The sequence below is a fragment of the Capnocytophaga sp. ARDL2 genome (genome assembly GCF_041530365.1).
Taxonomy (GTDB): Bacteria; Bacteroidota; Bacteroidia; order Flavobacteriales; family Flavobacteriaceae; genus Flavobacterium.
Map to the genome: position 1 here is coordinate 443005 of NZ_CP168034.1, position 16726 is coordinate 459730.

The 16726-nt window shown below is 31.3% G+C and carries 16 protein-coding genes and 1 pseudogene; 6 read left to right on the forward strand and 11 right to left on the reverse strand.

The annotated features are described in order from the left end of the window. Nucleotides 1-55: 55 nt before the first annotated feature. The 9 genes from AB4865_RS02210 to AB4865_RS02250 all read right to left on the reverse strand — a co-directional run bounded on the left by AB4865_RS02210 (nt 56) and on the right by AB4865_RS02250 (nt 7619). Nucleotides 56-736, reverse strand: a complete 681-nt coding sequence (locus AB4865_RS02210) for a TIGR02117 family protein (RefSeq protein WP_372474107.1) — start codon at nt 734-736, stop codon at nt 56-58. A 71-nt stretch (nt 737-807) separates the two neighbouring features. Beyond that, on the reverse strand, nt 808-1431 hold the full coding sequence (locus AB4865_RS02215; RefSeq protein ID WP_372474108.1) for an OmpH family outer membrane protein: 624 nt from the start codon (nt 1429-1431) through the stop codon (nt 808-810). A gap of 192 nt (nt 1432-1623) precedes the next feature. Beyond that, the gene (locus tag AB4865_RS02220) at nt 1624-2454 is read right to left on the reverse strand and encodes a class I SAM-dependent methyltransferase (RefSeq protein WP_372474109.1); all 831 of its coding nucleotides are present in this window, start codon (nt 2452-2454) and stop codon (nt 1624-1626) included. 36 nt (nt 2455-2490) lie between these two features. Further along, on the reverse strand, nt 2491-4368 hold the full coding sequence (mnmG, locus tag AB4865_RS02225) for a tRNA uridine-5-carboxymethylaminomethyl(34) synthesis enzyme MnmG (protein WP_372474110.1): 1878 nt from the start codon (nt 4366-4368) through the stop codon (nt 2491-2493). A gap of 247 nt (nt 4369-4615) precedes the next feature. Next, a complete protein-coding gene (ybeY, locus tag AB4865_RS02230) occupies nt 4616-5035 on the reverse strand; it encodes an rRNA maturation RNase YbeY (RefSeq protein WP_372474112.1) in 420 nt (139 codons plus the stop codon). A 141-nt stretch (nt 5036-5176) separates the two neighbouring features. Continuing rightward, entirely contained in the window at nt 5177-5617 is a 441-nt protein-coding gene (locus AB4865_RS02235) for a hypothetical protein (RefSeq protein WP_372474114.1), read from the reverse strand. After that, entirely contained in the window at nt 5614-5874 is a 261-nt protein-coding gene (locus AB4865_RS02240) for a hypothetical protein (protein ID WP_372474115.1), read from the reverse strand. Before AB4865_RS02240 ends, AB4865_RS02235 begins: the two co-directional genes overlap by 4 nt. Nucleotides 5875-6164: 290 nt before the next feature. After that, nucleotides 6165-6620 carry a hypothetical protein gene (locus AB4865_RS02245; protein WP_372474116.1) on the reverse strand — a complete coding sequence of 152 codons (456 nt, stop codon included), beginning with the start codon at nt 6618-6620 and terminating at the stop codon, nt 6165-6167. Between the two features lie 660 nt (nt 6621-7280). Further along, complete coding sequence (locus AB4865_RS02250) at nt 7281-7619, reverse strand: hypothetical protein (RefSeq protein WP_372474117.1); 339 nt, start codon at nt 7617-7619, stop codon at nt 7281-7283. A gap of 728 nt (nt 7620-8347) precedes the next feature. Between AB4865_RS02250 and AB4865_RS02255 the strand changes: the two genes are divergently transcribed. Next, nucleotides 8348-8530 (forward strand): hypothetical protein, encoded by a 183-nt coding sequence (locus tag AB4865_RS02255; RefSeq protein ID WP_372474118.1) that lies wholly within the window; start codon nt 8348-8350, stop codon nt 8528-8530. Nucleotides 8531-8980: 450 nt separating this feature from the next. Continuing rightward, nucleotides 8981-9430: a copper resistance protein CopD gene (locus AB4865_RS02260; protein WP_372474119.1), complete on the forward strand. Its 450-nt coding sequence runs from the start codon at nt 8981-8983 to the stop codon at nt 9428-9430. A gap of 12 nt (nt 9431-9442) precedes the next feature. Here AB4865_RS02260 and AB4865_RS02265 read toward each other — a convergent pair. Both AB4865_RS02265 and AB4865_RS02270 read right to left on the reverse strand, forming a co-directional pair. Then, nucleotides 9443-11571: pseudogene (locus AB4865_RS02265) on the reverse strand (Tex family protein). Between the two features lie 229 nt (nt 11572-11800). Next, entirely contained in the window at nt 11801-12325 is a 525-nt protein-coding gene (locus AB4865_RS02270; RefSeq protein WP_372474120.1) for a hypothetical protein, read from the reverse strand. Between the two features lie 343 nt (nt 12326-12668). Between AB4865_RS02270 and AB4865_RS02275 the strand changes: the two genes are divergently transcribed. The 4 genes from AB4865_RS02275 to sufD all read left to right on the forward strand — a co-directional run bounded on the left by AB4865_RS02275 (nt 12669) and on the right by sufD (nt 16710). Then, a complete protein-coding gene (locus AB4865_RS02275; RefSeq protein ID WP_372474121.1) occupies nt 12669-12998 on the forward strand; it encodes a HesB/IscA family protein in 330 nt (109 codons plus the stop codon). Between the two features lie 91 nt (nt 12999-13089). After that, nucleotides 13090-14538, forward strand: a complete 1449-nt coding sequence (sufB, locus tag AB4865_RS02280; RefSeq protein WP_372474123.1) for a Fe-S cluster assembly protein SufB — start codon at nt 13090-13092, stop codon at nt 14536-14538. A gap of 102 nt (nt 14539-14640) precedes the next feature. Next, nucleotides 14641-15378, forward strand: a complete 738-nt coding sequence (gene sufC / locus AB4865_RS02285; RefSeq protein ID WP_372474124.1) for a Fe-S cluster assembly ATPase SufC — start codon at nt 14641-14643, stop codon at nt 15376-15378. A gap of 15 nt (nt 15379-15393) precedes the next feature. Next, entirely contained in the window at nt 15394-16710 is a 1317-nt protein-coding gene (gene sufD, locus AB4865_RS02290; protein WP_372474125.1) for a Fe-S cluster assembly protein SufD, read from the forward strand. Nucleotides 16711-16726 lie beyond the last annotated feature (16 nt).

Genomic DNA, 16726 nt, shown 5'->3' on the forward strand with positions numbered 1-16726 from the left:
AAATAGTTGCAAAAAACATTCCAATTTTTTGAATATTATTCAAGATATATCTTAATTAGTTTTTATAATGCCTAAAAATTCCTTTATCCGTTGCTGTCCAAAGAGCTGCTTTTTGTTCGCCTATTTTCAAAACCTGATTTGCCCAAGTATTACAAGTTGTAAAAAAACTATAACTACCAATAGCATCATAAAACACATCATTGTCTCCATAGACAGCATCTGTTTCGATTTTCTGAAAAGCACCCAAATTTGTACGCACAAATTTTTGCTCTACAAACGCAACCATTGCTTTGTATTGTGAGGGAGTAACCGAAAGTTTTACACAATCTTCACCTTCTTTCATTGTAGAATAAAAAGTGCAATGCATAGCCGAAGTACTCAATCCAAAGGCAGCGTTGAAAGCTGTAGAAAATTTCAAATCTGCCCAAGTAGGTGTATCAAGATAAAAACCTTTGTCTCCCCAACCAACGGCAATGTATTTAAAATCTGTTCGCTGACTTTTGGTATGTGCATAAGAAATTGAGGCACTCCAATCTTTGTATTCGTTTTTTACAGGAAATACAATGTCTGTATGTACTCCGTTGGTGAGCAAATAGACATCAATTTCTTTTGATTCCGTAGTTTGTTTTTCCTTTACTGGAATCAAAGGTGAAAGAATTACTGCCAATAAATATAGTACGACAAATCCAATAATGAATAGTAATACTTTGAGTAGATAAATTAAAAAAATCTTCATAAAAAAACTGTTTGGTACTCAAATATACAATTTTTCCCAAACAGTTTCCGCCTATGAATAACTTTACTCTATTATTTTTTAGTTTCCTCAACTTTTATTTCAGTAGATTCTTCTTTTTTCTCTTCGGTTTTCGTTGAACCTTTTTCGTACTTTTCGTTCAACAATTTTACGATTTCATCTGTGATGTTGTATTGCTCTTTTGCATATAATACTGTTACAGCATCACCAGTACCGTAGATATAGTCATATCCTTTTTCTTTACCGTATTCTTTGATGAAATCTTTCATACGAGATACCATACTGTCTCTTTCAACCGAACCTTCCTCTTGGAATTTTTTCATGTAGTTCTGTTGTTTTTCAGCAAGAGTACGCTCTCTTTTTTCCAACTCTTTCTGACGAGCGACTGCCCACTCCATTCCTTTTGATTGAGCATTTTTTTGCAAGTCCATTACATCATTTTGGAATTTTTTCATATCGCGTTCCAATTCTTCTTGCATCTTTTTAGACATTGCTTCGTATTTTGCTTCAAAGTCTGCAGATTCTTTATATTCTTTCATCAATTTTTCTGTATCGATGTATGCTGTTTTAAATCCAGCTTCTGACGAAGTTGTAGCAACAGTAGTTCCTATTTGAGAATTGTTGTTACATGCAACTGCCAAAATTACAACAGCTGCCGATAAAATGATTTTTTTCATTGATTCAATTATTTTGGACAAAAATACTAATTATTATTATAAAAACAGATATATAAAAAATATTTATACTTTAAATACTTTGATATAAATAATCACTATAAAAAACATAGTCTTTATTTTCGATTTAAACGACTTTTATAAATTTTACATATCAAAATATATTTTAATCACTAAAAACAAAAATAAAGTCATTTATGAAAGTTTTTTATAAAAAAATGTGTTAGAGGAATACTCTTTTGAGAAAAAAGCCTTTATATTGGATAGTAAACCTATACTAAACGCTTTGATTGGATTTTTTGATTCTGTTTTATATTCTTCTGATAATAGTGAAATATAAAACGCATCGAAATACATAGGTTTTATTTGTATCAATTGAAATCCATGCTTAGATACTATCTGCTGAACAGCTTTTTTACTAAAATGCCAAATATGACGAGGTACATCCCATGCTGCCCAAAAATTTTGATAATATTTTGCATCATACGAATTGAAATTTGGAACTGCTATAATCAGCAATCCATCTGGATTTAATAATTGTTTCAACTGTACAATGTATTCATCATAATTAGGCACATGCTCCAACACATGCCACAAAGTAATCACATCATATTTTTGATTAGGCAATTCTGCAAAGGTAGATACTACATCAATAGATTTTTCTTTGGCTAATTGTTGTGCTTTAGTATTAGGTTCTACTCCCTTAGTTTGCAATCCTATTTGTTTTGCATACACCAAAAAATCTCCTGTACCACATCCAATATCCAACACTGAACGAACTTCTTTTTTACAAGAAAGTATTTGTTTCCATTTTTGTTGGATCGTATATTTTTTTACTTGAGCATATATTTTATCAAATATAGAATTTTTGGAATCGGTATGTGAAATATAATTTGAACTCTGGTAATACTCCTCTACTCTTTCCCAATCGTCAAATTGTGTATGATACAATTCTAAAGATTCATCATACATCAATTCAAACGATTTATGAGTGATACTATAATCTTTTATTGTTAGATTTTTCATAGTTTTTTTTATTTGTTCCACGAGGAACACTCCTATTTATCTTCCCATAAAGATTAATAAAATCGAAATATCTGACGGAGCTACACCACTAATTCTTGATGCTTGAGAAATGGTTCTTGGGCGAATTTTTTTCATTTTTTCTCTTCCTTCAAACGACATAGATTTTACTTTATCGTAATCGAAATTTTCAGGAATAATAATATCTTCTAAACGATTTATCTTATCCGCATTATTTTTTTCTTTCTCAATGTATCCAGAATATTTAACTTGAATAATGGCTTGATCGATGATTTCTTTATCCAAATTATTTGTATTAATATATTCTTGTACCTTTTTAAATTTCAAAATATCTTCATCAGCCAATTGTGGACGAGAAAATACTTTAAACATTTTATCGGGTTGCTTCATCAAATCGCTTCCTTTCGATTCTAAAATAGGATTTGCTTCTTCTGTTTTTACCGAAGTTTCTCTAAAGAATTGAACAAAATTTTCTGAAGCAGTTTTTTTATACTCCATTCGTTTCATTCGTTCGGTTGAAGCTAAACCAATGTTGAATGATTTTTCAGTTAATCGGAAATCAGCGTTATCTTGACGCAACAATGTGCGATATTCTGCACGAGAAGTAAACATTCTATACGGTTCTTCTGTTCCTTTTGTAATCAAATCGTCAATCAAAACTCCAATATATGCCTCGTCTCTTTTCAAAATAAACGGTTCTTTTCCTTGTACCTCCAACGCTGCATTGATACCTGCCATCAAACCTTGAGCTGCTGCTTCTTCATATCCAGTTGTTCCGTTGATTTGTCCTGCAAAATACAAACCTTTTATCAACTTGGTTTCGAGTGTATGTTTCAATTGCGTTGGTGGAAAATAATCGTATTCAATAGCATATCCAGGACGGAAAAACTTCACATTTTCAAAACCTGCAACCGAACGCAAAGCTCTAAATTGTACATCTTCTGGCAACGAAGTCGAGAAACCATTTACATATACTTCTACCGTATTCCAACCTTCGGGTTCTACAAATATTTGATGTCTTTCCTTATCTGCAAAACGATTAATTTTATCTTCAATCGACGGACAATATCTTGGACCTATACTTTTAATACGACCGTTAAACATTGGAGAACGATCAAAACCTTCTCTCAACAAATCGTGTACTTCGTTTGAAGTATAAGTCATATAACACGAGCGTTGATCTACGAGTGGTTTGGTAACATTTAAATACGAGAATTTCTGTGGATTTTTATCACCAGGTTGTTCTTCCATTTTAGAATAATCGAGCGAACGACCATCAACTCTTGGTGGGGTTCCTGTTTTCATTCTTCCCGATTCAAACCCAATTTTCACCAAATCTTCTGTAATTCCATACGAAGCACTCTCCCCTGCTCTACCTCCTCCAAATTGTTTTTCTCCAATATGAATCAAACCATTTAAAAAAGTTCCGTTTGTAAGAATTACGGTTTTTGAATAGATTTCGATTCCGAGATTTGTACGCACTCCTCTGATTTCGTCTCCTTCAAAAATCAATCCAGAAACCATCTCTTGATAGAAATCTAAATTAGGAGTATTTTCCAACATCATACGCCAAAATTCTGCAAAACGCATACGATCACTTTGACATCTTGGCGACCACATTGCAGGACCTTTTGACATATTCAACATCTTGAATTGAATTGCAGAATTATCAGAAACGATTGCAGAATATCCACCCAACGCATCAATTTCTCTTACGATTTGTCCTTTTGCAATTCCACCCATTGCAGGATTACAACTCATCTGTGCGATATTCTGAAGACTCATTGTAATCAACAAAGTTTTCATTCCCATATTTGCAGCAGAGGCAGAAGCTTCGCATCCAGCGTGTCCTCCTCCTACTACAATTACATCATATTTATCTTGAAATAAACTCATTGTTCCACATGAAACATTTAATTAAACTTTTCTTTCTTTATATATTGTTCCTCGTGGAACTTTTTTTCAAAAATTTCATTTTTTTTAATAAACTCAATACTAAATAAAATATATCAATAAATAATATAAATTTTATAATATATACTTTTATATAAGTAATTAAAATATTTATAAATTTACATCTTTATAACTATCGAAATTTTTATAAAAAATAACAAAATGTTCCACATGAAACATTCTATATATTTTATTGTTCCTCGTGGAACATCTGCATTTTTTCTTGCTCTTTTGAACGCATTAAATTTGCTTCATCATCGGTCTTGTCTTTGTAACCACAATAGTGCAAAACTCCATGTGACATTACGCGAAGTAATTCTTCCTTGAAAGATACATTAAAATCTTTTGCATTATCCTTTACGCGTTCAACTGAAATAAAAATATCACCAGAAATCAACTCTCCTATCGTGTAATCAAAACTGATTATATCGGTAAGCGTATCGTGATCGAGATACTTTACATTGATGTCGTGCAAATACTCATCATCACAAAATATATAATTGATTTCTCCTGGTTCCTTACCTTCTGATTCGATAATCGCATCTATCCAGTCGGCATACAGTTCTTCGTTTTCTAATTGAAACTCAGTTTCATAATTGAATAGTACCATAATTTACTGATATATAACTTGCAAAAATACAAAGCTTATCTATACTATGAAAGCTATTTTTTAGTAAATATTGTAAAGTGTTGATTTTTAATAAAAAAAATCATTCCTTTTCAAGAACGACTTAGTATGTATTAATTTTTTTTAATAAACCTCAATTTTAAAAACAAAAGCAACATTATTAAATACAAAACCAGATGGAGGTTTGCTATATACAGTATGAAAATAATTACCATCAACCATTACTTCTTCCCATGTTTTCCATTTATCTTCATTGAGATACGACAATTTATAGTAATTCGTTCTTTTAGAATTGTTTTCAAAACCTGGTTTAAATTCACAAACTATTTCATTTTCATCAGTTTTTCCTATAAATTCTATCCCAATATACAAACCTTCTGCAGGAAATTTTATATCCTTTGAAATAATAAATTCAAATTTATCTTGTGGTAAAGTAATGTACTCTGCACATAATTGCTGTTGATTACTATCATAAATTGTCAATTTGAAATGCGATTCTCCAGAAATTGTTCTTGATTCCATAATGTCTGTTGGAAAAGACACTTTATACAATTGTTTATTCATTTCTTTTTTCTTGGTTGTATGTGTGTTATATATTCTATACCTTTGATAAACAACATTGTACCATAATCACTACCAATAGTTCTTTTTCTTGTTTTCTTAGGCTGATGAATAACAATTTCTTCTAATTCTTCCATGTCATTTGGCAAAAGAAAAACTGTCTGTTCTGAAGAAATTTTTTGACTAAAACCTTCTTTTTTAAATAAATAATTACCTTTTGGTAAAAATGCGTTTCCGTCAGAATTAGTTACATTTATCAAAGAATCGTTTAGAAAAATGGAAACTTGAGAAATTGGTTCGTTTGTCCATTTGTTTAAAACTTGATAAGTTTAATTTTGTGCAGAAGATAAAAAAGAAACTAAAAATAATAAGTATTTTTTCATAATAGTTAATAAATTTGAAATATGAAACAAGAGTGTTTTCTATAGTTATATACTACTTCACTGAAAATTGAATATTTAATACCCTTGCTGTAAATATGCACTAAAAAAATATTAAAAAAGTGGCTGTCCTTTAGTTTTTGGACAGCCATCTTTATTTACAGTTATTTTTAACATGGTTCACATCTAACATAACCATATTCTAAACCTAAAATTACTATTCTTTCTGTAACATTTCTATAACAAGAACCTGGTTCTAAAAAAAAATCTGGACCATATGTTTTATATCTTCCAAAAAATTTTTTAAAATTGAATCCTAGAAACTTCCAAGTAGCTACTTTATCATCATCATCTGCAATATTATCATTAAAGTCAAATTCTACTGCATCATTTGTAAATGATAAATCATAATAAGTCAATTTTTTAGTTGTTTCGTTTTTATCTACAAAAACAACTTTCTTTTCTGAAGTAAACTCTACAATGTAACCTCTTTCAATATTATCACTTGATATTTTGGTGATGACATATTTTTCATCATCAGTGTGATAAACTTCATCTCCTACAATTTTATAATTTCCATTATAAAAAGAGGAAACAAATTGTAAGGTTTCAGATTTAAATTTCACATCACTATTTCTTTTTAAAACTTGTGATATGGTTTAATTTTTTTCTAAAAACTTTATTCATTTGATTAAAAATTTATAATTAGTGGAGCAAAATTAAATTATTATTTTTATTTATAATAATTAATATTTAGTTAAACTTAATAATTATTATAAATAATAAACTAATTACAAAAAAAGCCATTCTCTTTCAAGAATGACTTACTATTTTATTTGGTAAAATTATTTTCTCGTTAACTTCCTAAAAACTTTTACCAAAAAATAAACAAAGGCAACAAACAAGATGACTTGCAACATTTGCCAAAACATCAATGTAATATCCATAATAAAAATTTTTAATTAATAATAAGGCAATTTAAACATTATTGCTAAATTACACAAACTTAGAAATAACATAAACATAAAATTCTTTTTTTCAGTTGACGACCAACTTTGTATCAATCGCACCAAAAAATAAATCGGAAATACGCAAGACAACAAGGCAAATGGTAGTGTCAATAATTCGTAAAAAACTCCGAATAAAACAATTTCATGTAAAGATTTTATCCTTGCTATAATCCAATAAAATCCGACGATAAAAAATAAAATTTTAAAACTTAAATCTATTTTTTCATAAAATAAAATTATTTAAAACAAATTTAAACAGAAAATCAATCCCCTACCCTATTTTTTCAACAAAATAAACATAGTTATATTATTTTGTTGAAAAAAAGTTGAACCATCGATTTTGTATTCATCTGTAAATTTGCGATTAAAAGATGATTTGTATTCTGGCAAATAATTGAGACTATCAATGATAAATCTTGCAGAATCCAGATGCAAAAACAAGCGACGCTCTTTTACTTTCCAAGTGCCATAAAAATACTGAGCACAAGACGACAGAAAATAAGTAGAATCAGTGCGAAGTTCCAATTGCATATCCAAAGTAAAACTACCGTATCGCAAGCGATTGAAAAAATTGTTTTGGGGTGCAACATAGATACCAGTAAAATCTCTTGACACTTTTTCGGTACTACTACACTTAAAAAGTAAAAAAGAAACTAAAATAAAACGATACATCATGGATAAAAAATTTGTGTTTTCAACATTCTCTTCTTTAAATAATAAAAAAAATGATTTTTAAATTAATAAAATTTATTAGTATTATTGTTTGTTGAAATAGAGAATAATTTTTTCTAAAATAATTTTGAAATATGAGTTATCAAAACTTATCAACAAGGTTGAAAAAATGTATCTACTGAAAATCAATTTATTTGAAAAAAAATGTTGATTTTTCTTTTTAAATATACACAAAAAATGTTGATTTTATTTTTATCAAAATGTTGTTAATAACTGTGGATAAACTGTGAATTGTGTTGAAATAAATAATTACATTTTTCTCTTGGAAGTTTTGGTTATTTGTCTATCAGAAAAATTATCTCTCAAAATCAAATTTTTTTATTGATACTTTTCCACACTTATCAACAATAGTTATGAAAAGTTTTTTGATAGTTTTCAACAGTAGATTTTGATTGTTGAAAACTGTATAACAAATCATTTTTTTTACTTTTGGGATTGCTTTTGCTTGAAAATTCTTTAGTAATGATTATTATTTTGTAAACGATTGTATTTATGGGATATTTTAGGGTGTTTTTTAAAAATTATTATATTTGCTAAGACTAATCGTTTGATAATGAAATTAAATGGATGTTTTTTTAAAAAATAAATGTTGAACTTAAACTTTTTTATTTATGAAAAAAATCCTTTTTCTTTTGGTTGCATGTATCGGAATGGTGGCGTGTAACAATGATGATACTAATCACGAAACGAAAGTAGATTATGAAACATTAGCCAAAGATAACTATAGGCAAGGTTCGGAGTTGATTTCAAGTAAAAAAATTTCAACAAACGAAGAATTTGATGCTTTGAAATAATTATTGACAGAAACCCATATACAACCGCATTGAATGAGTATTCAAACGATTTTGACCAATATTATTTGTTGTTTATCACATTACAAGAGTCCTCTCATTTGGGATTCACACTGGATATTCATTCGATTGTTGAAACCAATGAAGTTTTGACAGTTAAATTCAAAATTGGATTGTACAGGCGGAGGTTTTACAGCTGATACTTGGTATTTCAAACTTGTCAGAATAAAAAAGACTAAAAAAAATATAATTTTCAATCATTTGAATTTATAATTGGTTTAAAACAAAAATCCGAAAAGAGTAAATTTTCTTTTCGGATTTTTTTATTTAGTAGTTCTACATTCTGCATAACACATATTTTATATATTATAAGTCTATTTTAAAAATAAATAGTCTGAATAAAATTTTATTTATCAAGTTAATTATACTAACTTTGTTTATTAATTATAGAGTATGAATCATCATCTTTTATTAGTTTTACACCTATTAGGGGCTGCTATTTGGGTAGGTGGACATATCGTTTTGGCGGTTGGCATATTACCAAATGTATTAAAGAAAAAAGATCCACAAATATTATTGGATTTTGAAAGAAAATACGAAAAAATAGGCATGCCTGCTTTACTAATTTTGGTTACAACAGGTATTGCAATGGCGTATAGATACAATATGGGTTTTAGTACATGGTTTTCGTTTTCCAACGCGATAGAAACAGTTATTTCATTAAAACTTATTTTATTGATTATTACCGTTTTGTTTGCTTTGAGTGCCAATTTTTTTGTTTTACCCAATTTATCTTCTAAAAAACTTCCTATGATGGCATTTCACATCGTTTCTGTAACACTTATTGGAATTGTAATGCTTGTTTTAGGTAGTTTTGTAAGATTTGGAGGAATCAACTTATAACTGTCAAATACATTATAAAATCATACTCAATTGTATTTTCTTTTGTACTTTGTCTATAGCTACCACTTTTACTTGAACATGCTGATGCAGTTGGACATGATCGGCAACTTGACTGATATAACCTTCTTTGATTTGTGAAATATGCACCAAGCCATTTTCTTTGATACCAATATCTACAAAACATCCAAAATTGGTGATATTATTTACAATACCGTTGTAAACTCGACCGATAACCACATCATCTATCGTTTTTAGAGTTGGGTCAAATTCCAAAACTTTGGCTACTTTTCGAGGGTCTATACCTGGTTTTTTCAATTCGTTGAGTACATCGGTAATGTATAATTTCCCTATATTTTCATCTGTGTATTTTTCTATCGAAATTTGATTAATCAAAGTTTCATTACCTATCAAAGAATTGATAGGCACTTGTAAATCTTTTGCAATTTTACTTACCACAGAAAATACTTCTGGATGTATGGCCGAATTATCCAACGGATTGTCGCTGTCCAATATCCTCAAAAACGCCACCGATTGTTGATAAGCTTTTTCGCCCAATCTTGGAACTTTTTTCAACGCATCACGCGAAGTAAAAGCTCCGTTTTCTGTGCGGTATTTTACGATGTTTTCAGCCATTTTTTCGCCAATACCCGATACATATTTTAGTAATTCTTTGCTCGCTGTATTAAGGTTTACCCCTACTCTATTTACGCATTTTTCTACGACTAATTCCAATTCTTTTTTTAGCAGATTTTGGTCAACATCGTGTTGATACTGTCCCACTCCAATTGATTTTGGGTCTATTTTTACTAACTCGGCCAATGGGTCTTGCAAGCGACGACCGATAGACACAGCACCACGTACCGTAATATCGTAGTTTGGAAACTCTTCTCTGGCGATTTTTGATGCCGAATAAATAGAAGCTTCCGGCTTCGTTTACTACAAATACCTGTACTTTTCGGTCAAAAGCCGTGTTTTTGATAAACTGTTCGGTTTCTCTCGATGCCGTACCGTTTCCGATAGCAATGGCGTCTATTTTATGAGCATTTACTAGTGAACGCATTTTTTTACTTGCCAATCCAATTTCTTTTTGAGGCGGATGTGGAAAAATGGTTTCATTGTGGAGCAAATTTCCGTTTTCGTCTATACACACTACTTTACACCCTGTCTTAAAACCTGGGTCGATAGCCAAAATTCGTTTTTCTCCCAACGGAGCTTCCCAACAACAATTGCGAAAGATTTTTTGAAAAAACTTCAATAGAATTAACATCGGCTTTGGTTTTGTATTCCAGCAAAACTTCATTGGAAATCGACGGTTCTATCAATCGTTTGTAACTATCTGCAATGGCTTTTTCGATGTGAATAACTGCTTCGTTATCAGGGTTTTTTATCACAGATTTTTCGATGATTTGCAAAGCATCTTTTTTGTCTATGGTAGCCGAAAATTTTATAAAACCTTCGTTTTCTGCACGCAACACCGCCAACAATCTATGTGAAGGCATTTTGTAGAGCGGTTCGCTCCAGTCGAAATATTGATTGTATTTTTGAGCGTTTTCGTCTTCGTTTTTGCCTTTTACCACTTTGGTAGCAATCACAGCTTCGCGTTGAAATTTGCGACGAATAGCCTTTCTCACCCAAGTATTTTCATTGATCCATTCGGCGATAATATCTCTTGCACCTTGCAGAGCATCTTCGATAGAAGACACTTCGTTTGAAAGGTATTTTTTTGCAGTAAAATCCAAATTTTCCACTCTTTGACTCATGATTAATTTTGCCAAAGGTTCCAATCCCAAGGCACGAGCTGTATCGGCTTTAGTTTTTCTTTTCTTTTTGTATGGCAAATACAAGTCTTCTAATTCTACCAAATCAAATGATTGTAAAATCTTGTCTTTCAGTGGTTCGGTAAGAGCATTCTGTTCTTCGATTGATTGTAAAATAGATTCTTTACGCTTTTCGATGGTGATAAAAGATTCGTGAGCTTTGGCGATAGCCTCGATTTGTTCTTCGTTGAGATTGCCTGTGCGGTCTTTGCGATAACGAGCGATAAAAGGAATGGTACAATCCTCTGAAAGCAAAAGCAATACAGTGGAAATATTTTTTTCGGCAAGAGCCGTTTTTTGAGCGATAAACGCAGTATTTGTCATAGATGAGTATGTTTATTTTTAATGAAATGCAAAGATAGTTATATAATGTAGAATGTATAGTGAATAAAGTTTAATTCTTTAGAATTGAGCGTGTGATTTGTCAAACTACCTTTTGAAGATATTTTATTTGGCAGGAATATTCAATTGTAAATAAATGAGTATTGTAAAATACACAACAGGATTAACCAAAAAAAAACATCGCCCATAGAGCGATGTTTTTGATTTTTAATTACCATTTTGTATCAGGTTCTACTCTAAATAATGGTACTTTAAACTTACCATTTTTAAAGGTTTTTGATTTAAATTCTAAAGGTTCAAGTGTAAGTGTTCCTTCAAATTCACCATAAACATAATTGTCATTTTGATGGATATTTTTGAAAACTATTGGGTTTTCGGGGTCAGATTTTAGGAAAACATCTGATGCAGCAACCCCACTTTGTCTTACATAACGGTCTCTATAATTAACCTCAAAATCAATGATTGTTTTTTTATCATCTCCAAGGATACAAACAATTGAAATTTGTTCAAATTTATTTACGGGTTCTATTTCAATTCTAGATTGGTGAGACCAACCCGAAAAAACATCATCGATAAAGTAAGGGAATGTGTAATTTTTTGAACTAAAATGTTTGTATTCCCCATCAACTTCTACCTCTACAACCCCCCTGTCAAAAGTTGGTTTTACTTCTTGTTCTTCATTTGTACAACTCAACAAACTAAATATGGATAAAATAATCGTAAAATATTTTTTCATTGTTTGTAAATATTTATATTAAAAAATCGACGCGAAATTATTTTGGGTAAAAGAAATATCAAAACAAAAAAAGTTAATAATTAGTTAATTATAGTAATTAAAATATAATGTATTAACGCGTTGTGCATTATGAGATAAATAAAATAAAAGCAAGTATAATTTAAAATGCACATTTTTTTTTTTATTATGCAAAGGTCTCTAAACGAATAAAATCATCCTTTGAGGTGTTTTTTATGTTGAAAATAAGAGATGTATCATAAATTTCTATTAATATCCATTTCACAAATTTAGGTTCAAAAAAATATAGTATCTTTGCACACAAAAACTAAAATCAAAAGGACTTATGATAAAAGTATCAGAATCAGCTGCAAAAAGAGCAAAAATGCTTATGGAAGATGATGGTTTTGATCCTACAACCGACTTTATTCGCGTAGGAGTGAAGAGTGGTGGTTGTTCGGGATTGGAATACGAACTAAAATTTGATAAAAATACTACTGAAAATGATAAATTTTTTGAAGACAACGGCGTAAAAATCGTTGTAGACAAGAAGAGTTTTTTATACTTGGTAGGTACTACCCTGGACTATTCGGGAGGTCTCAATGGAAAAGGATTTGTGTTTAATAATCCCAACGCTGCTAGAACTTGCGGATGTGGAGAGAGTTTTTCGCTGTAAATAAATACCATCAGAACTTACGGCATTAAGAAATTTAGAAATTTTAAATGCGAAGCACTAATTTTAGCTTGCGAAGCATAAATAAATAACAATGAATAAATATACCGAAGACGATTTAAGGGAAGACCTTAAAAACAAAGAATACGAATATGGTTTTTATACGGATATAGAATCTGAAACTTTTCCTATAGGACTCAATGAGGAAATTATCCGTGCAATTTCTAAGAAAAAAGAAGAGCCTGAATGGATGACCGAATGGCGTTTGGAAGCATTCCGAATTTGGAAAAATATGATTGAACCAGAATGGTCAAATGTAACTTACGAAAAACCTGATTTTCAGTCGATTTCTTATTACTCGGCTCCAAAGAAGAAAGACAAATACCAATCGTTAGACGAGGTAGATCCAGAGTTGTTGGAAACTTTCAACAAATTGGGAATTTCTCTCGACGAACAAAAAAGATTGGCTGGAGTTGCCATAGACATTGTAATGGATTCTGTGTCTGTAGCCACAACTTTCAAAGAAACTTTAGCAGAAAAAGGAATCATCTTCTGTTCGATTTCAGAAGCAATCAAAGAACACCCAGAATTGGTAAAAAAATACATTGGAACCGTAGTACCGCGTACCGACAATTTTTATGCAGCATTGAATTCGGCTGTGTTTTCAGATGGGTCGTTTTGTTACATTCCAAAAGGAGTGAGATGTCCGATGGAACTTTCTACTTATTTCCGTATCAATCAAGCAGGTACAGGACAGTTTGAGCGTACATTGCTCATTGCAGACGAGGGAAGTTATGTATCATACCTTGAAGGATGTACTGCACCAATGCGTGACGAAAATCAATTACACGCAGCGGTGGTTGAATTGATTGCTCTTAGCGATGCCGAAATCAAATATTCTACAGTACAAAACTGGTTTCCAGGAGACAAAGAAGGAAAAGGAGGGGTGTTTAACTTTGTAACCAAACGAGGAATTTGTGAGAAAAACGCAAAAATCTCTTGGACACAAGTAGAAACAGGTTCTGCTGTAACTTGGAAATACCCTTCGTGCATATTGAAAGGCGACAATTCGATTGGAGAATTTTATTCAATCGCAGTAACCAATAATTTTCAACAAGCCGATACAGGTACAAAAATGATTCACTTGGGAAAAAATACCAAATCAACCATCATTTCAAAGGGAATTTCAGCTGGAAAATCTCAAAACTCTTACCGTGGATTGGTACAAATAGGAGCAAGAGCAGAAAACGCAAGAAATTTCTCTCAATGTGATTCATTGTTGATGGGTAACGAATGTGGAGCTCACACTTTTCCATACATCGAGTCGAAAAACGCATCAGCAAAATTGGAACACGAAGCAACCACTTCAAAAATCGGTGAAGACCAAATTTTTTATTGCAACCAAAGAGGAATTCCTACAGAAACAGCCATTGCCCTGATTGTAAATGGATTTAGTAGAGAAGTACTCGACAAATTGCCAATGGAGTTTGCCGTAGAAGCCAAAAAACTATTAGAAATCAGTTTAGAAGGTTCCGTGGGATAAATTTGTAGTTATCTTGAAATTATTATAAATGTTGATTTTTTAATTTCTAATGAATGATTCCAATAATTCAAAATTTAAAAATCAAAATAAACAAAAAGAAACATGTTAAAAATAAATAACTTACACGCTTCTGTAGAAGAAAAAGAAATATTAAAAGGTATCAACCTCGAAGTAAAAGCAGGTGAGGTACACGCAATTATGGGACCAAATGGGGCAGGAAAATCTACCTTGTCTTCCATTATCGCAGGAAACGAAAACTTTGAAGTAACCAAAGGAGAAATTATCCTTGACGGAGAAGAATTAAACGATTTAGCACCAGAAGAAAGAGCTCACAAAGGCGTATTCTTGTCGTTTCAATATCCAGTAGAAATCCCAGGAGTATCTGTAACCAATTTTATTAAAACGGCAATCAACGAAACTAGAAAAGCAAACGGTCAGGAAGATATGCCAGCAAATGAAATGTTGAAATTGATCAAAGAAAAATCTGAAATGCTCGAAATCGATAGAAAATTCCTTTCTCGTTCGCTAAACGAAGGTTTTTCTGGAGGAGAGAAAAAGAGAAACGAAATCTTCCAAATGGCAATGTTAAACCCTAAATTGGCTATTTTAGACGAAACAGACTCAGGATTGGACATCGACGCATTGCGTATCGTAGCCAATGGTGTAAATAAATTGAGAAGCGAAAACAACGCAATCATCGTTATTACACACTACCAAAGACTTTTAGACTACATCGTACCAGATTTTGTACATGTATTGCACGATGGTAAAATCATCAAAACAGGTCCAAAAGAATTGGCATTGGAATTAGAAGAAAAAGGATACGACTGGTTGAAATAAAACAAACAAAATCAAATGGAATTAAAAGAAAAATTAGTTTCCTCTTTTTTGGCATTCGAACAAAAAGTTGATATAAACACAGACCTACATACTGTGAGAAATCAAGCTTTGAAAACCTTTGAACAAAAAGGATTTCCTACCAAAAAAGAAGAAGCTTGGAAATATACTTCGCTCAATAGTATTTTGGTAACAGACTATTCAATTTTACCAAAAGATCAAAGCGAAATCGAGTGGAAAGATGTAAAAAAATATTTCCTAAACGATGTAGATACTTACAAAGTAGTATTCATTAATGGAGTATTTGCTTCGCATCTATCTTCTACAACTCACGACGGATTGGATGTATGCTTGATGTCATCGGCATTGACCAAACCTAAGTACAAAATGATAATCGATGCATATTTCAATAAAACAATCAATGAAAATGATAGTTTAACGAATTTGAACACAGCCTATAGTTTGGAAGGTGCATATATCAATATTCCTAAATCTGTAGTAGTGCAAAAACCTATCGAAATTATCTATCTTTCTACAGGTGATACAGCAAATTTTGTACAGCCACGCAACTTGATTATTGTAGGCGAAAATGCCCATGTACAAATCATTGAAAGACATCAATCTTTGTCGAAACAATCTATGTTTACAAACAGTGTAACCGAAATTTTTGCAGCCAAAAGAGCTATTGTAGATTACTACAAAATACAAAATGATCTCGATACCGCAAATTTGATAGATAATACTTATATCGAACAAAAACAAGAAAGTAGAGTATCTGTACATACTTTTTCTTTTGGAGGAAATCTTACAAGAAACAATTTGAATTTCTATCAAAAAGGAGAAAGAATTGATTCTACATTAAAAGGTGTTACTATTATCGGTGGAAAGCAGCATGTAGATCATTATACTTTGGTAAATCACGAACAACCCAATTGCGAATCGCACCAAAACTACAAAGGAATTTTTGATGACAGAGCCACAGGTGTATTCAATGGTAAAATATATGTAGATAAAATCGCTCAAAAAACAGATGCATTTCAGCAAAACAACAACATATTGCTCACAGACAAAGCTACATTAAATACCAAGCCTCAGCTTGAAATTTTTGCCGATGATGTAAAATGTTCGCATGGTTGTACCATAGGACAGTTAGACGAAACAGCTTTGTTTTATATGCAACAACGAGGTATTCCCAAAAAAGAAGCAAAAGCTTTGTTGATGTATGCCTTTACACACGAAGTATTAGAATCTGTAAAAATCCCAGATTTGCAAATGAAATTACAAGATATTATTTCTCAAAAACTTGGTGTAACTATCGGATTTGAAGAAGTTTAATAATCAAAAAGACGGT